Genomic DNA, 20647 nt, shown 5'->3' with positions numbered 1-20647 from the left:
CCATGGCCGGTAATCAGCCGAAGGCAGTGCTAGCCCTGATCTGGACGCCGCTTGCGACGCTCCGTCCCGGTCAATCCTGCGCACCGCTGGGTTCGACCGACGCTGGAGCCTGCCGGTGATGGCTTCCAGGGAGCAGGTCGCACATCTCGACGCTGTGCACGAACCCCCTTACGCCGCGTTTCAGGGTCGCGCAGGCGAGCTGACTGTCGAGGGTGCGTTCGGCGTGTTGCAACTCATCGAGCAGCGAGGCCAGCTGCTGATTCGGCAGGATCTCCTCCTGAGCCCGCAGGATCTTGGGGTGCTGGGTGCCCACCACGTTATCGCCGATCAACAGCTCCTCGTAGAGCTTTTCACCGGGGCGCAGCCCGGTATAGACGATTTCGATATCGCCATCCGGGTTGTCGTCGTCCTTCACTTCCAGGCCGGTGAGCTGGATCATGCGCCTGGCCAGTTCGACAATCCTGACTGAATCGCCCATATCGAGCACGAACACATCGCCCCCCTCGGCCATGGAGCCGGCCTGAATCACCAGCAGGGCCGCCTCGGAGATGGTCATGAAGAAGCGCGTGATCTCGTGGTGCGTCACGGTGATCGGCCCGCCCTGTTCGATCTGGCGCCGAAACAGCGGCACCACCGAACCGCTGGAACCCAGCACGTTGCCGAAGCGCACCATGGAGAAAACGGTGCGGTGGCCCTCTTTCGCGGCGTAGCGCGTCGCCAGGTCCTGCAGTACCAGCTCGGCCATGCGCTTGGTGGCGCCCATCACGTTGGTGGGGCGCACGGCCTTGTCGGTGGAGATCAACACGCAGCGCTCGACCCCCAGGCTGGCGGCGCTTTCCGCCACCACCCGGGTGCCATGCACATTGTTGCGCACCCCTTCGAGGACGTTGTTCTCGACGATGGGCACGTGCTTGTAAGCGGCGGCGTGGTAGAGGGTCTGCACGCCATAGTGGCGGATCACGGCCTCGACCCGGTTTCGGTCGCAGACGTTGCCGAGCAGCGCCACGATGGGGAAAGCCTCGCCCATCTCGAAACGCATCCTCTCGAGCGCCTGCTCGATGGCGTAGAGACCGAATTCGCTGGCCTCGAAGAGGATCAGGGCTCGAGGGCCGCCACGCATCGCCTGGCGACACATCTCGCTGCCGATGGAACCGCCCGCACCGGTCACCATCACCACCCTGTCGCGGATACTGGTATCGATCAGTTCATGACGGGGCGGCACGGGATCACGACCCAACAGGTCTTCCAACTCCACCTCGCGCAGCTGATCCACGCTCGCCGCACCGGCAACGATCTCCGGCATGGAGGGAACGGTCTGCACATGCAGCGGCAGGCCGGCGAGCCTGTCCAGCGCCTGCTTGCGTTGCGCCTTGGTGGCCGCCGGCATGGCCAGCAGCACCCGCTTGATACCCTGCTCCTCGGCCACGGAGCTGAAGTCGGCAGGGTCGTAGACCTTCACGCCCTTGATGGTGCTGTTCCACAGCGACGGGTCGTCATCCAGAAAGGCGGCGACATAGAAATCTCGGCCGCCGGCCAGCGCCAGGGCCAGCTGCGCCCCGGCACTGCCGGCGCCGTAGATCGCCACGGGCTCCTTGTGGCTATAGTGCTTGATCAACCAGTAGTAGTAGCTGCGCACCAGCAGCCGCGTGCCGCCCACATACACCAGGCTGACGAGCGCGAAGTTGATCGGCACCGAGCGCGGGAAAGGTTCCAGCCGAGTCACGAACGCCGCGGCCCACATCATCACCGACAGCATCAGGATACCCTTGATCACCGCCCACATGGCCTGCGGCCCCATGAAGCGCACCACGGCGCGATAGAGCCCCAGCCGGGCGAAGATGTACACGCCGACCACGGGCACCAGGAAAAACAGCCACCAGGCAATCTCCAGATACCGCTCGGGCCACCAGTCGGCCAGGCGCAGGGCATAGGCCGACCACAGCGCCAAGGGCAGCGCCACCAGGTCGGCCAGCACCATGATCAGCCGCTTATGGGTGCGGCTGAGCTCGGCGATCAGGTGGTGCATTCGCCTTGTGCGAGTCATGACAATATCCTGTCGCTGAACCAACGCGATGATAGCAAACACGCTCCGGCAGAAGTTGTGGGAGCTGTGCTTGCACCGCGAAAAGAAGCAGGCAACCAACTATGGCAAAAGTTGTAGGAGCTGTGCTTGCACGGCGATTGGTGCCGTGCCACAGAAATCGCCGTGCAAGCACAGCTCCCACAAACAGCCACCGAGCAAGAGCTAAATTCGCCGTGCAAGCACGGCTCCCACAAGCTACCACCGACTATTGAGAACGACTCGCACTCCGAGATTCCATGCCAATCCCCTCAAACGGATCAGTCGCTGCCGAAGAGATCGCGAGTGTAGACCTTGTCGCGAACATCGGCGAGCTCGTCCGCCATGCGATTGCTGAGGATCACATCGGCCTCCTGCTTGAAGGCCTCGAGATCACGCAGCACGCGCGAACCGAAGAAGGTGTCCTCCTCCAGCACCGGCTCATACACCACCACCTCGATGCCCTTGGCCTTGATACGCTTCATCACGCCCTGCATCGCGCTGGCGCGGAAGTTGTCGGAGCCGCTCTTCATGATCAGCCGATACACACCCACCACCTCCGGTCGGCGCGCCAGCACCTGCTCGGCGATGAAATCCTTGCGGGTGCGGTTGGCATCCACGATCGCCTGGATCATGTTGTTCGGCACTTCACTGTAGTTGGCCAGCAGCTGCTTGGTGTCCTTGGGCAGGCAGTAGCCGCCGTAGCCGAAGGAGGGGTTGTGGTAATGGTGGCCGATGCGCGGGTCCAGCCCCACGCCTTCGATGATCTGGCGCGTATCCAGGCCGTGGGTCTCGGCGTAGGTATCCAGCTCGTTGAAGTAGGCCACGCGCATGGCGAGGTAGGTATTGGCGAACAGCTTGATCGCCTCCGCCTCGGTGCTGTTGGTGAACAGCACGGGAATTGCCTCTTTCACCGCGCCCTGCTTGAGCAGCCCGGCGAAGGTTTCGGCGCGCTCGGAACGCTCGCCGACGATGATCCGCGAAGGATGGAGATTATCGTAGAGCGCCCTGCCCTCGCGCAGGAATTCCGGGGAGAAGATCAGGTTGCGGGTGGCGAAGCGCTCGCTGGCCTCCACGGTATAGCCCACCGGCACCGTGGACTTGATCACCATCAGCGCCTGCGGGTTGATGGCGATCACATCCTGGATCACCGCCTCGACGCTGGAGGTATCGAAGACATTGGTTTGCGGATCGTAATCGGTGGGTGTGGCGATCACCACGATATCGGCCCCGTCATAGGCCTGCTGCCTGTCCAGCGTCGCGCTGAGGTTCAGGTCCCGGTTGGCCAGGAAATCGCTGATCTCCACGTCCTCGATGGGCGAGACCCGATCATTGAGCTGTGCCACCTTCTCGGCGACGATATCCAGCGCCACCACCTCATTGTGTTGAGCCAGCAGCACGGCGTTGGAAAGGCCTACATAGCCGGTGCCGGCAATGGCGATCTTCATGCAAGAATCCTTCATTCGTTGGCGGGCGAGATTTCCCAGGGCCAACCTCTGACCCCGAAGGGAGAGTTAAGATAGACTGCCAAGGGCCGATCAACAGCACACAAGAGTCATCGATGCCGCATCAATCCACCATACTCCATGCCTTGGTCGATCTGGCAAATAGAGAGCATGGTGAGAACTGGAGCAGCCATTATATCAGGCAGCCCTGAAACCGGAGGGCCTGAATGCCCTGCTCCACCGTGCCGCTGAACGCAACCTTCAGCTGCTGACTGAGGCAGGCATCGGCAACACCAAGCAGGGTTTGAATTCACTGGGAGTCGTGGTGCCAAGTGACGCACGCAAGGCCTTCGACAAGCTGCGGATCCTGGATCACGACACCAGCCAGCTCCCCTGGAACACACTCCCCCCCTCGACGATACCATTGTCGAAGGGATCATCAGCCGGAGGAATACCAACAGCTATTGGATTTTCCTGAAGCAGGCGTGCCAATCCCCATTCCCCAAACACCTACCTACTGGCGGTGGCGTACACCACTATCGTCGTCGACAACTGCCTGCGGTACGATACGCTCAACGCGTCAAACTCAATCCATACGCCTTCAAGTAACGAACGCCGATGCAACCCGACGAACACCCCGAGATCCCAGCTGAATTCGCACAGGCCATCCATGCCTTTCTGGATCAATCCATTCGCCACATCCTCCGTCACGAGGATGCCGAGCGCTATTTCCAGGCCCTCGGCGAGATTGCCAGGCATAGCGGAATGGCAAAGTGGTTTGACGACCAGATGCCCTGGTGGGGAATCGGCCGATTGGTATGGAATGCCACGCCGCTACCCTCCAAAGGGTTTCGCAACGCCACGCTGCCGGAACCGCGGCGCAATGATCGCTGCCCCTGCGGTTCCGGCAAGAAGTTCAAGCGCTGCTGCCAGCCGCTAGAGAGCGCTCATACCATGGGCCTTGCCGAAGAAGTGCCAATCACCAGAATAGCCATCGACCTCTTCACCCAGCAGCAGCGTCAGGCGGCAGCGAAGCAGGCGCCAACCAGGGCTCGCCTGCTGGTGGCCGAGCACGAGCTCGAGCAGGGCCATCCTGGCAAGGCGCGCAAGCAGCTGCTGACCCTGCTCGACAGCGGTAAGCTCGTCGAGGAGCTGCAGACTCACGCCGTACATCTGCTCGGGGATGCCTATGAGGCCATGGGCCACCTGACCGCCGGCGAGAAGGCAATGCTCGAGCGCATCCCTGGCCTCAAGCCCATGGCCGCCGCCGCTGCGCTGCAGTGGTTAAGCAGCCGAGCGCTGGAGGACGACCGTCCCGCTGATGCCCTCGCGCATCTGCTCTACGCCGAGCATCTGGATCCCGACAACCTGACGAATGGCCTGCTCAAGGTCGTGACTCTGCGCGCATTGGGCGCTGATGATGATGCGCGGCGCACCGCCCAGGAGTGGCTACTGCTGGCCCAAGAGTTGGGTGACGAGCAGGCCATCGAGTTGCTGGAGGAACAGGCGAGTTCGACGTATCTCAAGGCATTCCCCGAAGATATGGCTGAAGATGATGAAGAAGACGCTCAGGACGATAACATCCTGCAGCTATTCGGCCCGGATAAGGCCACCCTCACCGCCCTCACCAAACTGCTCGAGAAAGCCCATGACCAAGCGCTTCACCCCGTGCACTTCGAGCCGGGCCCGCCGGATGGCGACGAAGGCCAGTCACGCTGGGTCATGATATCGGCGGCGAAAGTGGAGAAGACCAACGCCCTGCTCTATAGCGACCCGGATGGCATCGACCCGCTCGACCCCACGCTCATTCGTCACCATCCAGACTTGCTGCAGAATCCCAGCTTTCTCGAGGCGCTCGACGCCCATGCCGGCCTCGCCCTCAACGACGAGCAAGCGGCTTTCAACAAGGCATTGGCACGGCAAGTGGATCGTCTGATCGATCATATCCTCGCCGCTTTGCCGGCCGGCGGCCAGCTCCCCTGGGAATGGCTCGAACACCGCCCCGTGCTGCGGCAGATGATGGCGCGCGCCTTGGAACATCCAGATCTCCAGGCCAGCATCGAAGGCCTGTCGCAGGTGCTGGCCCTTTGCCCCAACGACAACCTCGGCGTGCGCGCCCCGCTGATCAACAGCTTGTTGCGCGCCGGACACAACGCCGAGGCCCTGGCCATCGCCGAGCAGTACCCGGAGGACCACCTGGCCGAAACCCGTTACGGCCGGGTACTGGCCCTGGTCAGGCTCAGCCGCCTTCACGAGGCGGAGCAGGCACTCCGGGGCGCCTATGCCGCGCTGCCCAAGGTGCTCAACTACCTGATTGCCAACAAACGCAAGCAGCCCAAGCTGGATCCTAACGGCATCGTTATCGGCGGTAATGACCAGGCATGGTACTACCGGCAAGACATGCGCGATGTGTTCCTGGAAACGCCCGGCATGATCGGCTGGCTCGAAAGCACCAAGAAGCGCCTGCCACCCGTGTCAGGATGAGTCTCAATCCGCTGAAGGGTCTGACCCCGGAGGAGAGTTTCGATGCCCCATCAATCCACCATGCTCAAGGCCCTTGTCGATATGGCGGCGGAAGAGACTGATATCGCGGTGCTATGGCTCTATGGCTCTCGCGCCAAAGGCACGGCCTCGCCGGACAGCGACTATGACCTCGCCGTGGCCTTTCGCGACTTCGCCAAGGCCCCGCTCGAGCGCCGCTTGCGCCCCGAGCTGCTGTCACAGGATTGGCAGGACCGGCTGGGTCTGCCGCACGACCGGCTGTCGATCGTGGATATCAACCTCGCCCCTCTGCCCCTGGCCCACGCCGTGATTCGCACCGGCCAGGTGCTTCGGGTCAATGACCGCCTGCGCCTGATCCGCGAGGAGAACCGCATCACCTCGATGTGGGAACTCGACCACCAGTACCATCAACGGCATTTTGCTTGACAGGCCAAGGAGGCGCAGACGTGGAATCCGAATATATCGATGCCATGCGCGAGCATTTCGCCACCTTGGCGGAGGAACTGGAGCAGCTGCATCAGGCAGCCCTGAAACCGGAGGGCCTGAACGCCCTGCTCCACCGTGCCGCCGAACGTAACCTTCAGCTATTGACCGAGGCTTGCATCGGCATCACTAAACAGCGGCTGAAGTCGCTGGGGGCCGTGGTCCCAAGCGACGCACGCAAGGCCTTCGACAAGCTGCGCAGCCTGGACCACGACACCAGCCAGATCCCCTGGAACAAGGTCGTCGGGCTGCGTAATGCCCTGGTACATGACTATCTGAACCTCGACCATACCATCGTCGAGGGGATCATTCGCCGGAAGGAATACCAAAAACTACTGGATTTTGCGGAAGCGCAGCTGAGGGGGCATCCTCCTACAGCGTCTTGATGTGCCCAACCCTGCTCGACGTTTCGACACCAGCGGGCTTAGGTTTTTCATGGAACGGGCGCTGGCGCCGAATCGCAAAAACCTATCCGCTTGGGTTTATTTGCTACACTACCCGAATGCCGAGCATTCTCCGATTTGAAGGCCTGCGGGTTGTCATCTACCCCAACGACCACCGCCCAGCGCATGTCCATGTCATTGGCAAGGGGAGTGAAGCCGTGTTCGTGCTGAACTGCCCCAGTGGCCCGCCCAATCTTCGCGAGAGTTATCACTTTAAGGCGTCTGAGCTAAATCGTATTGCTTCGGCCCTGTCAGCAGAACTTTTGGCGCTATGTGCCAAATGGAGGGAAATTCATGGCAATTACTGATGAAGCCATTCAAAACGCAGAAGCACGCATGGCGGCTGAACGCGAACATGCGCATGCCGTTTCAGCCCGCTACGATCGCCGCTCCAGGCGGTTGATCATCCGGCTGCATTCCGGATTGGAGCTCGCCATTCCACCACGCCTGGTAGAAGGTCTCTCGCAAGCGACGCCGGAGGCACTCTCCGAGATCGAGATCTCGCCATCCGGCCTGGGACTTCACTGGCCTCAGCTCGACGCTGACCTTTACGTTCCCGCCCTGCTGGAAGGCCAGTTTGGCTCCCATCAATGGATGGCCCGTCAAATGGGTGCCGCGGGTGGCCGTAGCCGTAGCAGTGCCAAGTCCAATGCCTCCAGAGCCAATGGCGCGAAAGGGGGACGACCACGCAAGACGCAAGCATAGCGAAACCCACTGTAAAGATAGAGCCGCATTTCATGAGAAGCCCGATTCGACGTTTCTACTCCAGCCAGTAGGCCTGGTAAGCGACAGCGCACCAGGCGTAGCAGCCACTGACACCGACCCTCACGACCTAACCCGATCCCCCGTCCCCTTGCCCGCCATGGTGAGCAGGAGATAGCGAAAATACGCCGCCACCGTCAGCCCATCGAGCATTTTCCGATCCATCTCCGCCAGCCGCCGCGGAGTGGACATATCGATGTCGTTGACCTGGGCCAGGCCAGTGATCCCCGGGCGGGCCTCGAACACCCCGCGGCTGGCACGCTCGGCGATCAGTTCCTCCTGGTTGTACAGGCAGGGCCGCGGCCCGACCAGGCTCATCTCACCCTTGAGCACGTTCCACAGCTGCGGGAGCTCGTCGAGCTTGGTGCGGCGCAGGAAGCGCCCGAAAGGGGTGATCGACGCGGAATCGGCCAGATGCGTCGCCATTGATGCGGTATCGGGCGTCATGGTGCGGAACTTCACCAGCACGAAGGGCCGCCGATGGCGCCCCACCCGCGCCTGGCGAAACAGCGGCGAGCCGGTATCGAAATAGCCGATACCGGTGAGCAGCAGCAATACCGGAAGTCCGATCAGCAAGCCGATGGCGGAAAACACCACATCGAGGAAGCGAATCACGTCATACGGCCTTCATCGGCGTGGCGAAAACAGCGCGCGAGCTTTTTCTCGAATCATTCCTTCGACGAAGAGCCAAAAAAACGCTCGACAGCCCGAGAAGGGGCCGACTCTGCCGGACAAGGGGTTTGCTTCTTCCAGTATCTCGATTTTCAACGCGAGGATTCTCTCAATCGCCGCTTCGCTGCTTCCCATTCACTAAAAGCATCACCATCAGCCTCCGCTCGTGCTGACCTTATTTCGAGTTCCTCTCGATGCCAGTCAGGGACGGGGACGGATTCCGGATCTCGAGTCAGGTCATCCCAAAGCGCTTCCATGGCACGAAGCTTCTCTCGTGTACTCATATCTCCTAATGCCGTCACCATGGTCTATCTCCAAGAAATCGCCATAATGCAAGAACCCGTCTCAGGGTAGCCCCAAAGAGGAAGGTCTGGCTACACTGCTTGGCCATGCCGGAGACCACCCGCCACCCATATCGCCCTTCGTGGGAGTGGGGTTGACCCGGATCAGTGGAGACCTTGACGCTTTGATAGCAGGAGGTTTCCACCATGCCTAGAACACGCCCACCGTATACGCCGGAGTTTCGGCAACAGATGATCGACCTGGTACGCAGCGGTCGGGATCCACGAGACCTGGCTCGCGAGTTCGAACCGTCGGACCAGACCATCCGCAACTGGGTAGCCCAGGCCGACCGCGATGATGGTGGCCGCAGCGATGGCATTACCAGCGCTGAACGCGAGGAACTGTCCCATCTCCGCCGGGAAATCAAGCGCCTGCGCGAAGAGCGCGAGATCTTGTCAAAGGCCGCGGCCTGGTTCGCTCGGGAGACCGACGCCGTGCCGCCGAAATCTACGCGTTCGTCGAGATGAACCGGGCCGATCACAGTGTTGCCACCCTGTGCCGAGTGCTCGAGGTCTCCCCGAGCGGGTACTACGCGTGGCGCAAGCGCGCACCATCGCCACAAGCGCGGCGAGACGCCGAGTTGATGGCAAAGATTCGGCGCTTCCATGAGCGGTCTCATGGCACCTATGGAGCGCCACGCATCCTGCAGGATCTGCGTGAGGAAGCCCATGAGCAGGTCGCCCAAAAACGGGTGGCCCGCCTGATGCGCGAGGCAGGGCTTCGGGGGGTACACCGCAGGCGGTTCATGACGACCACTGAGCGCGATGAACGCCGGCGGCCGGCACCTGATCGGGTGGATCGCACGTTCACTGCACAGCGGCCTGACGAGCTTTATGTGGCCGATATCACCTATGTGCCGACGTGGGCCGGGTTTCTGTTCCTGGCCGTTGTCATCGACGTGTTCAGTCGCCGTGTGGTCGGCTGGGCAATGGCCAGTCACATGCGGGCCAGCCTGGTGGTGGACGCGCTGGAGATGGCCCTGGCACAACGCAAGCCTCGCGGCGCAATCCACCACTCGGATCAAGGGGCGCAATATACCTCGCTGGCCTTCAGTGAGCGTTGTCGAGAAGCGGGTATCGCGACGTCGATGGGCTCGGTCGGCGACTGCTATGATAACGCCATGGCGGAGAGCTTTTTCGCCACACTCGAATGTGAGCTCATTGAGCGCCGCTCCCTGCGGGATCATGCTGAGGCTCGACAGGCAATTTTCGAATTCATCGAAGGGTGGTATAACCCGCATCGTCGCCACTCCGGCATCGGCCACCAATCACCACTCAACTACGAGAGGAGATTCTTTGGAGAACCGGTTTCTTATAAGCCGCTACCTCTCCACTGAAACGGGATAACTCCAGGAGGCCTGTTCGACGTTCCGACTATGCCGAGCGAGGGTTTGGCTTGTTCATAAGATCACAAATCACGAAACAGGGCCTTCATCTGCCTGGCGAAAACAGCGCGCCAGCCCCTCGTCGAGGCTCAGTGGCGGCACCCAACCCAGCGTGCGTCGTGCATGGCGGGCATCCACCTGCAGGGAATCGAAAAGGCGATCGTAGATACCCCGCTTGCCCAGCGCCGTGGCTCCCGCCTTCAGCAAGGGGGCGGGCAACCAGAACAAGCGGGATGGCCTGACGGCCGCACGGGCCAGCTTGCGCAACAATTCGGACGTGGAGACATCCTCACCATCCGCCACCAGGAAGGTCTGCCCTGCCGCCCTGGGATGATCGATACACAGCACAATGAAATCCACGAGGTTCCAGACGGACACGAAGGAACGCCGGTTGCGAATCCCCGCCAGGGGCAAGGGCAGGCCCTTGGTCGCCACCTTGCTGAGCAGGCCGAAGTTACCGGGCGCATCCGGCCCATACACCAGCGGTGGGCGGATAATCACCACCTCCATGCCGGTTTCCCGCTGGATCTCCCACAACCCCTGCTCGGCCTCCCACTTGGACTGCGCATAGGGCTCGGCGGGCTGCGGGGTATCGCTCTCGGTATAGGGGCGGGTATTGCAGTTGCCGTTGACGCCGATCGAGCTGATGAACAGAAAGCGCTTCACACCCGCCGCAGCGGCCTGGCCAGCCAGGCGCAGGGTCCCCAGTACATTGACCCGGCGAAACTCGGCGAGTGAGTCTTGCGCCTCCTCGGCCAACACATGGGCACGACCCGCCGTATGAATCACGCAGTCGACCCCCGCAAGGAGGCCCGACCAATCCGCGCTATCCGAAAGCTCGGGTGAGGCCCAAAGGACCCTCCCTCCGGCCCGTGAACACCCCACGACCCGCATCGCCGGCGTTTCCTCCAGCCTCGCGACCACGGCACTGCCGATGAAGCCGCTGGCGCCGGTCACCAGAACCGTCATGATGCCAACCGACTCCGTATCGCTCATTTCTTCACCAGCCTGCCGAGGATATTCCACGCGAGGTAGTAGGCGGACCGGGCCACCGACAGCTCCTCGAACTCCCTGAACAGGCGCCAATGGTAGCGAATCAGATCCAGCTTGTTGCGGGAGATGGACCCGGAACGCTGGCGATAAAGCGCCAGCACCTGATCCAGGCCTCTCGCGGTGCCCGTCTGCCTGAGAATCCTGAGCCACAAGGCATAGTCCTGCCGTTTCCTAAGCTCGGGCATGTATACCTTGCCCACTTGCCGAGTATCGTACATGGCCGTCAGGCAGCCAATTTGGTTGTAGCGAAGCATATCCCGATAGCTTAAGGACGCTGCCGCTGTGCTTACCTCTCCCGTACGTTCGCCATCCTCTTTCATTACCTCGTAGCCGGTATACGAAAGCGCCGCGCCGGTCGATTCCATGAATGCCACCTGAGCCGACAGCTTTTCAGGCAGCCAGAGGTCATCGCTATCGAGAAAGGCGATGAACCGCCCTTTCGCCGCCTCGATCCCCGCGTTCCTGGCAACCGCGGCTCCCGCGTTCTTCTCAAGCCGGATCAGCGTGATTCTCGAATCCGAAGCGGCATAGCGCTTGATTATGGCGGCCGAGCCGTCCTGAGAGCCATCATCGATAAGAATATGCTCCCAGTCGGGGGAGCTCTGGGCCAGTACGCTGTTTAGGGTTTCTTCAAGATGCGGGGTGGCATTGAATACGGGGGTGATGATTGATACATCTGGAGATTTATCGTGGTCCCCCATGGTTATCGCTGGCTCTTGATAACAGAAGCGTACAGGTCCGTCATGGTGGATACACATACATCCCAGCTGTAATGACGCTTCACATGGTCTCTCGCTGCCTGCCCCATGCGCAAACGAAGCTCAGGGTCGTAAACTAATTTTTCTATAGCCTCCGACGCCGCCTGAGCATTCTCCCTGGGAACCACAACCCCCGTGACACCATCCAGGGTAACTTCGGGCAAGCCTCCCGCGTCAGAGACCACGACAGGAAGTCCAGCGGCTCCCGCTTCCAGGACAGCAACGCCAAAACTCTCACTATCGAGTCGACTTAGCGCCACATAGATATCGAACTCATTCATTTCCTCCGGGACCTTCGCATCATAAATCGGCCTTGACCAGCTCATCCACGATCCGCTGCGCGGCTTGCCCGCCGCCGTACAGATGGGCATTGTCCTTCACCTTGCGCCCGATATGGCGCTCGGCAGCCGCTGCAATCTTCTCCTGGTCAGCACCCACCAGTTCATTGACGCCCGCCTCTACCAACTCAACCCATTCGGTCTGGTCGCGCATCGTCACGCAGGCCTTGCCGAAGAAAAACGCCTCCTTCTGCACGCCACCGCTGTCGGTCAGTACCAGGCCACAGTGGTCGAGCAGCCACACCATCTCGAAATACCCGACCGGATCGATGGTAGTCACTTCGAGCTTGAGGCCATTGCGCTCAATGGCGGCGCGGGTACGAGGATGCAAGGGCAGCACCACCGGTGCCACCTGACGGTGGACGCGGTTCAGCCCTTCCACGATGGCAGCAAGCCGTTGAGGATCGTCGGTATTCTCGGCACGGTGCAGGGTGGCCAGGATGAAGGCATCCGGCACATCGAGCCCGACCGGCGCTTCGGCGCGCCTGGCAAAGAACAGGGCCGCATCCTGCATCACGTCGCCTACCTGGAGAACCTGGGCCGGTTTGTGAGCGAAACCCTCATTCTCCAGGTTGCGAACGGCGGTTGCCGTCGGGCAGAACAGCAGGTCACTGATCTGATCGGTCAGGATGCGGTTGATCTCCTCCGGCATGGCCATGTTGAAGCTGCGCAGCCCCGCCTCCACGTGCGCGACCGGTACATGCAGCTTGGCCGCCGCCAGGGCGCCCGCCAGGGTGGAGTTGGTATCGCCATAGACCATCACCCGATCAGGCTTTTGGTCTATTATCACCTGTTCGATCTCGGCCAGCATGCGGCCGGTCATCGCGCCGTGGCTTCCCCCATGGATATCCAACTGGATGTCGGGGCGCGGAATACCCAGCTGATCGAAGAAAACCGCCGACATATTGGCATCGAAGTGCTGGCCGGTATGCAGCAGGACCTCTTCGATACCGCTGGTTTGCTTAATGGCCCGGGAGACCACGCTGGCCTTGATAAACTGTGGGCGTGCGCCAATGATGGTGAGGATGCGTTGCATTATGCTCTCAATCGATGTTTCCGAATGGTGTTGTCATAGACCCCCAGCATGGTCTGGATGCAGGCATCCCAAGAGTAGTACTTGGCCGCATGCGCCTGAGCCGCCCTCCCCATACGGCACCGCAACTCAGCGTCCATCACCAACTTCTCGATGGCATCGGCGGCAGCTTGAGGATTCTCACGTGGAACGATGAAACCCGTTTCACCCTCGACGGTCACTTCCGGCAAGCCACCCGCATCCGAAACCACCACAGGGCGGCCTGCCGCACCGGCCTCGATGATCGCCACCCCGAAGCTTTCGCTGTCCAACCGGCTGAGAGCGACATAGATATCCAGCTTCGCCAGCTCTTGTGGTACCTGAGCATGAGGCACACGCCCAACGAATGTGACACTATCAGCAATGCCCAATCGCTCGGCAAGGGCTTGCAATTCAGGCGTATGCTCGCCACCACCGACCAGACGCAATTCGAGTACAGGGGCTTTCAGCTCAGGCTTGGCCTGTAGCGCTTTCACCACCAGTGCATAGGCTTCGATAAGGGTATCGATACCGTATTTTGGTTTCATGGTTTTAACGGTACCAATCACCAATTTGCTTTTTTGAACTGGCGGCTCGGGATATAGCCCTGCATAAGCCTCCAGGTCAATACCAAAGGGAGTGATGGCAATATCGTCGAGTTCAGGCGCCAGTTTTCGTACTTCCTCTGCCATGCAATGACTGGTCGAGGCCACATGATCCGCCGCGCGCAGATTTTTCTTCACCAGCCACTTATGCAAAGGCGATTTGTGCGGAAAGTCATACACATCGCTTCCCCAGACCGACAGTAACCAAGGGTGAAAATTGACCAATCGGGCCGTCGTCCCGTAGCCGCTGGCATAATGGGCATTGACCAGGTCCGGCTTAATCTGCTTCAGCAGCCTGCGAACCTTCGGCACCATGGTGAAGTAACCCGGGACGCCGCGGAAAGGAAAAGGATGCACCACCACGTTGTCATCAAACGGGTCCACCTGCGAATGCTGGGTAATGACATGAATTTCATGACCGGCGCCACACAGACCGTTGGCCCACCGAATGGTGTGGATGGACGAAGCGCCGGAGAGCAAGACAATCCTCACTGTGCAAGATCCTTGATCACCTGTCGAGCACGGGCCTGCCATGTATGGTGCTCGGCGACAGCGCCAATAGTCTCGCGAATTTGCATTATCTCGGACGGATCCTCCATCAAGCGGCGCAACAACTGACCAAGCGCCGTTTCGTCGTAGGGAAGTGTCCAGCCTACCTGGTTATTATGAACAAACTTTCCAGCCAAGGTTCCCTTGCTGGCCAGCACCGGCTTGTGGAAGCCAAGATATTCATAGAGCTTGACCGGGGACGCAAATTCCCTGTACTCCTGAGGCTGCACGAAGAGAACGGCAATATCGCATTCCTTCAAGTGGGCTTCCATCCTCTCCCCTGTTTCATGGATGATATGGATATTAGGTGTCAGTTCAGGATAACCATTCCGTACCGCTCGCCACTCAGCCTCCCGAGTACAAACGGTAAGGTCAACATCCGGCATCTTTCCGACGATCCGGAATAGCTTGTGAAGCTGATAGTGGTTAGACATCCCCCCCACGTAGAAAAGTTTTAGATTTCCATCTCTAAGTTTAACTTTATTGGAGTCTGATAATTTTGGCGAAGTATGCCCGGGGGGAAGAGCCGCCATAATCTCAGCATCCACCTTCGGCACATAAGCCCCCATCTCCATGGAAGGAAGATAGAGCCTTGAAAGAGTCTTTTGGTAGACCCAAAGATCAAAACGATAAGCCATCTTCGCCACGGCAACCTTTATTGGACTCAAACCCTCGCCATAACTATCGAAATGCCAGTAGATGTCGCGGTAAAAAAGGCCAATGGGGATATTGGATTTGTTGCAAAATCGAAAGAACATCCAATCGATCATGGGATGCAAAGGAAAGTGATGTTGATCAGTCAAAATGGTAGGCATGGTCGATGATTCCGAATAAACGAAATCATACACTTTGCCTTTTCCAATTTTTTCCTTGACTTTTAAAATACAGCACTTGCGTTCAGCAGAGTAGCCGGTGACGAGATCGACATCACAGCCAAGTTTCTCAAATGCTTCCAGCATTCGGAGTGGGCGTATGCCACTCGCGGACTTGGAGTTTTTATCAAGAGGGAGGGGGTGATGAAAAATAATATGCATGCTTTATTGATTTATTCGGAAAATCGAGGGGCCGGATTTACAAAAGTGACAAATAAAATTTTTTATCAGCTTCATTATCAAAGTGCGAATTATGCCAGAGCATTGTGAAATTCCCACGCATTAAATAACAAGTTTCCCTCAATTCATGCATCATTTTCAGCGCTTCGTCAGAATACCCTAGATCTAAATAACGTTCGGCTATGACGGAGCACTCCATCAGAATCAGTGGTCGTTCGCGTAGACGAAGGGGGCAACGTGCCTCGAGGTCGTACAGGGGATACTCCCTACAGGTACCGCAGCGAAAGCCTGGCTGTTCCGCGAAACCCAGGGTTGAGTCGTAGTCGAGTCTGTTGTCTTCCCAGAGGCGGGCTGTGGTTGGCGTCTGCCAGCGAAGGAAATGCTGTCGACCCCCAAGCTGTGCCTGTTCGATGTCCATCTCGCCTAGGACTCGTCGCAGAGTCGCGACCGACCGCGCCATAACCGAGGGATCTGTGTAGCTAGAATAGCCTGGATGAACACCGATCTCATGGCCACGGTCATGAATGCGACGCAGCAGTCCCCGCATCCGAGGATCGTCGAGACTGGTACTTCGGTCGAAGCGCGGGTCGGAAGGCTCGGGAATGAAATAGAAGGCCACTGACCGTCCGGCCTCTTCATTGACGTCCATGATCCAGTCAAGGGAATTCCAATTGGCATCGAGATCATGGTTGCCACGCCTGGCAGCCCAGTTACCACGCAGGTTGCGAATGGCTAATTTAAGAGCCCGTCGCTTCAGTACGTCTCCAAGCAAGCGGCGCCCCGTTCGAGGCAGCGAACCTGTAAAGGAAAAGGGGTTGTCGACATCGCAGCTGACCCTTGTTCGAGCCTTGGTGGGCTTGCGTTCCAGACCGGGCCAAAGACGCTGCATGGCAGCCCATAGAATCTCAACGTACTCATCAATGATGGGCCGCTTCAAAAATGCCGCCTGGTAGGCCAACGAGGCTGTTGCAGGAAATCGGTCGTGGACGTCCCGATCCGGTCGGACAGCCTCTTCATAGCGAGATAGCATGAAAAAGGCCGAACCGAAGATATCCAGTGGCAGCCTGATAGTGTCGCCTTCCCTATGGGCTACAGGTGAGCGGTCGCCGTAGATCACCGGCAATATCGGATCAACCAGTGTAATGTCCTGAGCAAGGTCACGCGTATCCCACTGCGAGAGTGGCGACTCAGGCATAGAGCCGACTGTAAGCCAATCCGCCTCTTGAGAGGAAAAGAGCCCATCCGGCAGGCGAATCTCACCAGGCTGCCCCCCCAGGATAACGCTTATATCTTTTCTGTCATTGGAAACTCGGCGCCAGGAAAGCCCAAGAAATTCACCAAAGAGTACCTCAAGGATAAAATCGCGCTCCGGCGCAAAGGTAACGGGTGTTTCGACTAAGAAAGTCATTTCCCTGACCGAATTAATGACCGCAAACAGATTGCAGTTTTCAATAGTCGGGACTGTGTGCGTGATACCTGAAAATATGGAACTTGTTTGGCTCCAAAGGCCCGAAAGAAACGTTCAACCGGCTCCAACATTGAACCTTCGAAGTCATAGCGATTAACGTGTTGAGCTGCTTTTAGTATCGCTGACCAGACACAGAGACTGCCAGCACCGCTTTCGCGAAGGTCGGGGTCGTATCCATTTAAAAGTTGATAGGCCGTATCAGCTTCCCAAACGATATAGGTACCTGCGTGCAGCCTCCCCCCAACATCCTCCCCTAGTATTATTGCCCTATTACCTTTACTAGCGGCGGCTTCGTCAACGTGGTGAAGAAATTGTTCTGAAAAAGGAAGTCTTATATTCTGCCGTTCAAAAGTCTTCCGTATGAGTGGAATAAGCTCGCCCATATCTTCTGTAAAACGTATGCGGATGCCGAACCGATTTTTAGCTTTTCTTATATTACTCTTTATATCGCTCTGCGTTCCTTGCCAAACGGCGTCCAGATCAGAGAGATCAGTCAACACATAAGTGTAACGAGTAGTCTGCTCGAATCCACGCCAATAAAAGGGTAACCAATTTGTTCTTGCCGTGTCCCAGTTTTGACGATATATATCAAATTTTGGGAGACCATCTGCCAAAGCGCCCAGAATATCTTTCTCTTTTGCCATTGCGTTCGAATACTTTGCACTGCTGGGTCGAACCCACGGTCCTAGTGACTGAGTCAATTTAGGCTGAGTAAGTAAGATACTATTCAGACGTCGATTTATAACGAATGGCAAAGTTCCGACTACTGTATCACCCTGTAACGCGAGCAATGCATTCCAATTATCTGGACCAGCAACTGCATTTAACCACCAATCCTGAGAAAACAGCGGAATTCCAGTCTCACGCTGGCAGAAACTTTGGTATTCACTTTTTGACTCAACAATCCTACAACTCATGATACCTACCAATACGTAGATTAAAGTACTAAATTCGAAAGACCATCCTTGCTAATATTTTCAAAATGACTTTAAGAGAAAAGCTTCTTTCCAGTCGGATTTTTCCGTCTCGACAAAGTACAAAGTATCCCGTACAATCTTTAAAAACCTGCCCGAAATGCATTTCCATATTAACTTTAGATGAAAAATCTTTTTCATATCTGGATATTATCCAACGGTGCCCTTTAAATACACCAGAAGGTTGTTGAATACAATTTAGCCAAGGCTCTGTCCCACGCATTAAATGCCAAATCCTTTCGATGGGCCACTCTTCCCACTTCACTATTTGACTATGTTCTGACTTCGAGATGTTCCTCGCGCGGGGTGTGGGACTATTCTTAGGCTGAGGCAGTCGGTCTACGGTACCATTTTCTATTACTTCAAGCGCTTTTAAAATTAGCGTAATTCCGTGTTCTGATACCAGTATATTTTGCTTGTCATGAGACCGTATACCTAGCGGTAAACGAACCTTTTTTTGATACAATATATCGCCCGCATCCTCCGATTCATCTATATAGTGCACACTCACACCAGGCTCCATTTCCATAAAGTAATACTGCCAGAAATTTGGATTTGGGCCGCGATATTTAGGAAGATATGATGGATGTAAGTTTATAGCACCAAACTTTGGAAGGGAAAATATTTCCTTTTTCAATAACTGGGACATGGAGTATACGACTATTATATCTGGCGATAATGCAGACACCCATTCTCTAAGAGCATGACCACTTCTAGAGCCCATCAGAAAATATGGTATCTGATTATACTTACACAAAGAAACTAAGGAAGCAGGCACTATACCAATCGAAGAAAATAACTCTCTTAATTTTACTTTACTACGGATTGATACACTATACTCATCTATACCACGAGGAGCTGATTCAACGATACCAACAACATCATGCGAGCTGTTTAGAAGCGGTGCAACAATTCTCGATACTCCTTGAGTAATTATCAGAATACGCATGTTACTTATTTATCTACCACCTCAAATTTTTGTATGAGCCTGAAATTTAAGAGAGCCATTTCTTTAATCTTAGGGACTCGCGCTTGTAAATATTCTCTTGTGCGATCTTTTTCACTTATGAGATCCATAGTGACATTAATCAATGAGTCTGAATCTAAAGGGTCAGCAACAAAATCATCCACACCATAGACTCTCGCAAATCCAGCTATCTTGTGGGCTTTTGGCTCATGCCCATAGTCGATGACCACGGTAGGCACTCCCTGCGAGAGCCCTTGTACAGCACCATGAATACGACCTGAAATCAGAATATCAAAATGCGAAATGATAAATTTAGTTTCTCCCGCGTCATAGAGACCTTTCAGTGTAAAAACTCTATCTCCATCGACTTTCTCTCCCAACAATTCGAAAAGCTTGTCAATAATTCTATGATCGTTTCCTTTTTCTAGACCACCTTCGGCATTCGTTGCATTCTGGTGCGTCATGATACAAATTCTATAATTCGTAGTCCGTAGAAGATACTCTATGAGTTTGATAAATGTCCTAAACTCAGAATCCTCTCTTGGCCATTTATTATAAGGGCCAGAAGGCATATTCCAGCCACACAGTATAAATCCAACAATTGGGCGTGAATAACCAAATATTTTATCGTAATCTTCTGGAGATCTATCGTGCATAAAAGGCTTTTTTTTAAACAAAACTGACGGACAAGCTGTGGATATTATATTGCTGCCCTTAATTCCAATATAAGCCAACATGGCCGTACTCAATGGCTCCCGATTTGTAACCAAAGACAATCTCGGGAGAACTTTTTTTGCCAGCCATTGTCTCCAAAATGACTGAAATGGCCCGGGACTGCCAATGAGCATAGCAACTGGTTTGCCTAAACTTAAGCAAAACATTAAACGGGCATTTGTTTCCAAAAATTTATTCCATCCTGCATTATCTCCGTATATATCCCCGCTAAAATCAATCACAAGGTCAGAATTCTTGATCTCATTAAGCAATTTCCCTTTAAGAAACCATGTCGATCGAAATGTCTTGTAGAGCAAAACACGAACGCTATCCATGGCTGTTTCAAAAGCTGTTCTGTACCCATACATCCAGAAACGATTATGATTCAGACCTCTCAAACGATGCCGCGTATAAAACTCTTCACTCATTTGAAGGGAAGTATCTATTTCCGCATCAGGGAATGTCTCACGTAAGTGGGCAAAAAAAGGCTCGGCGATGACGTAATTACCTAGATTGTGAAACTCCATACCTCCCCACTTAGAGGAAGTTAAACCTATAACTAGTATCTTCACTACTCAACATCCACTCTAGTAATTAATGCATAATTGTTATTAAATACATTGCCAACTTCCACATCGAAAGGATTTTTAATATTTTTCTTTATGAATAATCGCCAGCTTTCCGGGCTCCAGAAATGGATGTGACCACTAAAGGTATCTTCTCTTCCGTTCGGTACAGTTATAAATAAACGCCCTTTATAATTAAGCCCGGACAGCAGGTTATCTAATGCCACCTCTGGATACTCCAAATGCTCCAGAACTTCTGTAGCCACCAAAATATCGAATCGTTGTGGAAGTTCGGAATAAATGTTATGAATGTAAAAAACATTCTCCCCTATATTATAGTACTTATTACATTGTTGAATCTTATTACCAGAAAAATCGTACCCCTTGATTGTAGAGTTAGGGAATGCATCTTTAAACTTGGATACCAGCACTCCTGTACCGCACCCAACATCTCCTATAG

Annotated in this window: 21 protein-coding genes; 6 read left to right on the top strand and 15 right to left on the bottom strand. The window is 56.1% G+C overall.

Annotated elements, in window-relative coordinates; all coding sequences use genetic code 11:
* Nucleotides 1-70: 70 nt before the first annotated feature.
* Complete coding sequence (locus HALO32_RS16070) at nucleotides 71-2044, bottom strand: polysaccharide biosynthesis protein (protein ID WP_151444907.1); 1974 nt, start codon at nucleotides 2042-2044, stop codon at nucleotides 71-73.
* A 296-nt stretch (nucleotides 2045-2340) separates the two neighbouring features.
* The gene (locus HALO32_RS16065) at nucleotides 2341-3507 is read right to left on the bottom strand and encodes a nucleotide sugar dehydrogenase (protein ID WP_151444906.1); all 1167 of its coding nucleotides are present in this window, start codon (nucleotides 3505-3507) and stop codon (nucleotides 2341-2343) included.
* Between the two features lie 615 nt (nucleotides 3508-4122).
* On the opposite strand from HALO32_RS16065, the gene HALO32_RS16060 reads away from it, so the two are divergent.
* From HALO32_RS16060 to HALO32_RS16040, 5 genes are read left to right on the top strand one after another with little or no spacing between them, the layout of a single operon-like run.
* Nucleotides 4123-5988, top strand: a complete 1866-nt coding sequence (locus HALO32_RS16060) for an SEC-C domain-containing protein (RefSeq protein WP_151444905.1) — start codon at nucleotides 4123-4125, stop codon at nucleotides 5986-5988.
* Between the two features lie 42 nt (nucleotides 5989-6030).
* Entirely contained in the window at nucleotides 6031-6432 is a 402-nt protein-coding gene (gene mntA, locus HALO32_RS16055; protein WP_151444904.1) for a type VII toxin-antitoxin system MntA family adenylyltransferase antitoxin, read from the top strand.
* Nucleotides 6433-6452: 20 nt separating this feature from the next.
* On the top strand, nucleotides 6453-6875 hold the full coding sequence (gene hepT / locus HALO32_RS16050; RefSeq protein ID WP_151444903.1) for a type VII toxin-antitoxin system HepT family RNase toxin: 423 nt from the start codon (nucleotides 6453-6455) through the stop codon (nucleotides 6873-6875).
* On the top strand, nucleotides 6875-7240 hold the full coding sequence (locus tag HALO32_RS18335; protein WP_407646892.1) for a DUF4160 domain-containing protein: 366 nt from the start codon (nucleotides 6875-6877) through the stop codon (nucleotides 7238-7240). Before hepT ends, HALO32_RS18335 begins: the two co-directional genes overlap by 1 nt.
* Nucleotides 7227-7637 carry a DUF2442 domain-containing protein gene (locus HALO32_RS16040; protein ID WP_151444902.1) on the top strand — a complete coding sequence of 137 codons (411 nt, stop codon included), beginning with the start codon at nucleotides 7227-7229 and terminating at the stop codon, nucleotides 7635-7637. Before HALO32_RS18335 ends, HALO32_RS16040 begins: the two co-directional genes overlap by 14 nt.
* Nucleotides 7638-7757: 120 nt before the next feature.
* Here the strand turns inward: HALO32_RS16040 and HALO32_RS16035 are convergent, their stop codons facing one another.
* Complete coding sequence (locus tag HALO32_RS16035; RefSeq protein ID WP_151444901.1) at nucleotides 7758-8309, bottom strand: sugar transferase; 552 nt, start codon at nucleotides 8307-8309, stop codon at nucleotides 7758-7760.
* Between the two features lie 149 nt (nucleotides 8310-8458).
* Nucleotides 8459-8650, bottom strand: coding sequence for an addiction module protein (locus tag HALO32_RS18330; RefSeq protein WP_151445160.1), 192 nt, complete (start codon nucleotides 8648-8650; stop codon nucleotides 8459-8461).
* Between the two features lie 204 nt (nucleotides 8651-8854).
* Here HALO32_RS18330 and HALO32_RS16025 point away from each other — a divergent pair.
* Nucleotides 8855-10044 (top strand): IS3 family transposase gene (locus HALO32_RS16025; protein WP_407646891.1). Its coding sequence is split into 2 segments (ribosomal slippage): nucleotides 8855-9104 and nucleotides 9104-10044, totalling 1191 coding nucleotides; the frame shifts between segments, so codons are not numbered across the junction.
* 78 nt (nucleotides 10045-10122) lie between these two features.
* On the opposite strand, the gene HALO32_RS16020 is transcribed toward HALO32_RS16025, so the two are convergent.
* The 11 genes from HALO32_RS16020 to HALO32_RS15970 all read right to left on the bottom strand — a co-directional run.
* Complete coding sequence (locus HALO32_RS16020; RefSeq protein WP_225810105.1) at nucleotides 10123-11088, bottom strand: NAD-dependent epimerase/dehydratase family protein; 966 nt, start codon at nucleotides 11086-11088, stop codon at nucleotides 10123-10125.
* Nucleotides 11085-11846 (bottom strand): glycosyltransferase family 2 protein, encoded by a 762-nt coding sequence (locus HALO32_RS16015; protein WP_151444899.1) that lies wholly within the window; start codon nucleotides 11844-11846, stop codon nucleotides 11085-11087. The genes HALO32_RS16020 and HALO32_RS16015 overlap by 4 nt, the downstream gene beginning before the upstream one ends.
* A gap of 2 nt (nucleotides 11847-11848) precedes the next feature.
* Complete coding sequence (locus tag HALO32_RS16010) at nucleotides 11849-12229, bottom strand: glycosyltransferase (RefSeq protein WP_225810103.1); 381 nt, start codon at nucleotides 12227-12229, stop codon at nucleotides 11849-11851.
* The gene (wecB, locus tag HALO32_RS16005) at nucleotides 12204-13277 is read right to left on the bottom strand and encodes a non-hydrolyzing UDP-N-acetylglucosamine 2-epimerase (protein ID WP_151444897.1); all 1074 of its coding nucleotides are present in this window, start codon (nucleotides 13275-13277) and stop codon (nucleotides 12204-12206) included. The genes HALO32_RS16010 and wecB overlap by 26 nt, the downstream gene beginning before the upstream one ends.
* Nucleotides 13277-14389, bottom strand: a complete 1113-nt coding sequence (locus HALO32_RS16000) for a glycosyltransferase (RefSeq protein ID WP_225810101.1) — start codon at nucleotides 14387-14389, stop codon at nucleotides 13277-13279. The genes wecB and HALO32_RS16000 overlap by 1 nt, the downstream gene beginning before the upstream one ends.
* Entirely contained in the window at nucleotides 14386-15405 is a 1020-nt protein-coding gene (locus tag HALO32_RS15995; protein WP_192576535.1) for a glycosyltransferase, read from the bottom strand. The genes HALO32_RS16000 and HALO32_RS15995 overlap by 4 nt, the downstream gene beginning before the upstream one ends.
* A gap of 112 nt (nucleotides 15406-15517) precedes the next feature.
* On the bottom strand, nucleotides 15518-16906 hold the full coding sequence (locus HALO32_RS15990) for a polysaccharide deacetylase family protein (RefSeq protein WP_151444894.1): 1389 nt from the start codon (nucleotides 16904-16906) through the stop codon (nucleotides 15518-15520).
* Nucleotides 16903-17883, bottom strand: coding sequence for a GNAT family N-acetyltransferase (locus tag HALO32_RS15985; protein WP_151444893.1), 981 nt, complete (start codon nucleotides 17881-17883; stop codon nucleotides 16903-16905). Before HALO32_RS15985 ends, HALO32_RS15990 begins: the two co-directional genes overlap by 4 nt.
* 28 nt (nucleotides 17884-17911) lie before the next feature.
* A complete protein-coding gene (locus HALO32_RS15980) occupies nucleotides 17912-18889 on the bottom strand; it encodes a methionyl-tRNA formyltransferase (RefSeq protein WP_151444892.1) in 978 nt (325 codons plus the stop codon).
* 5 nt (nucleotides 18890-18894) lie between these two features.
* Nucleotides 18895-20148: a polysaccharide pyruvyl transferase family protein gene (locus HALO32_RS15975; protein ID WP_151444891.1), complete on the bottom strand. Its 1254-nt coding sequence runs from the start codon at nucleotides 20146-20148 to the stop codon at nucleotides 18895-18897.
* A 44-nt stretch (nucleotides 20149-20192) separates the two neighbouring features.
* A partial coding sequence (locus tag HALO32_RS15970; protein WP_192576534.1) for a class I SAM-dependent methyltransferase occupies nucleotides 20193-20647 on the bottom strand: 455 nt, incomplete at its 5' end.

The sequence above is a fragment of the Halomonas lysinitropha genome (assembly GCF_902500215.1).
Taxonomy (GTDB): domain Bacteria; phylum Pseudomonadota; class Gammaproteobacteria; order Pseudomonadales; family Halomonadaceae; genus Halomonas; species Halomonas lysinitropha.
The sequence above is the reverse complement of the archived record's forward strand: the minus strand, read 5'-3'. Positions and strand labels throughout refer to the sequence as shown.

Coding starts and splice junctions, on each gene's coding strand:
- HALO32_RS15985 (WP_151444893.1), bottom strand. CDS start 17,883: ATGAGTTGTAGGATTGTTGAGTCAAAAAGTGAATACCAAAGTTTCTGC.
- HALO32_RS15975 (WP_151444891.1), bottom strand. CDS start 20,148: ATGGAGTTTCACAATCTAGGTAATTACGTCATCGCCGAGCCTTTTTTT.
- HALO32_RS16060 (WP_151444905.1), top strand. CDS start 4,123: ATGCAACCCGACGAACACCCCGAGATCCCAGCTGAATTCGCACAGGCC.
- HALO32_RS18330 (WP_151445160.1), bottom strand. CDS start 8,650: ATGAGTACACGAGAGAAGCTTCGTGCCATGGAAGCGCTTTGGGATGAC.
- HALO32_RS18335 (WP_407646892.1), top strand. CDS start 6,875: ATGTGCCCAACCCTGCTCGACGTTTCGACACCAGCGGGCTTAGGTTTT.
- HALO32_RS16010 (WP_225810103.1), bottom strand. CDS start 12,229: ATGAGCTGGTCAAGGCCGATTTATGATGCGAAGGTCCCGGAGGAAATG.
- mntA (WP_151444904.1), top strand. CDS start 6,031: ATGCCCCATCAATCCACCATGCTCAAGGCCCTTGTCGATATGGCGGCG.
- HALO32_RS15995 (WP_192576535.1), bottom strand. CDS start 15,405: ATGCTGGAAGCATTTGAGAAACTTGGCTGTGATGTCGATCTCGTCACC.
- wecB (WP_151444897.1), bottom strand. CDS start 13,277: ATGCAACGCATCCTCACCATCATTGGCGCACGCCCACAGTTTATCAAG.
- HALO32_RS16015 (WP_151444899.1), bottom strand. CDS start 11,846: ATGGGGGACCACGATAAATCTCCAGATGTATCAATCATCACCCCCGTA.
- HALO32_RS16040 (WP_151444902.1), top strand. CDS start 7,227: ATGGCAATTACTGATGAAGCCATTCAAAACGCAGAAGCACGCATGGCG.
- HALO32_RS15990 (WP_151444894.1), bottom strand. CDS start 16,906: ATGACTTTCTTAGTCGAAACACCCGTTACCTTTGCGCCGGAGCGCGAT.
- HALO32_RS16070 (WP_151444907.1), bottom strand. CDS start 2,044: ATGACTCGCACAAGGCGAATGCACCACCTGATCGCCGAGCTCAGCCGC.
- HALO32_RS16020 (WP_225810105.1), bottom strand. CDS start 11,088: ATGAGCGATACGGAGTCGGTTGGCATCATGACGGTTCTGGTGACCGGC.
- HALO32_RS15980 (WP_151444892.1), bottom strand. CDS start 18,889: ATGCGTATTCTGATAATTACTCAAGGAGTATCGAGAATTGTTGCACCG.
- HALO32_RS16065 (WP_151444906.1), bottom strand. CDS start 3,507: ATGAAGATCGCCATTGCCGGCACCGGCTATGTAGGCCTTTCCAACGCC.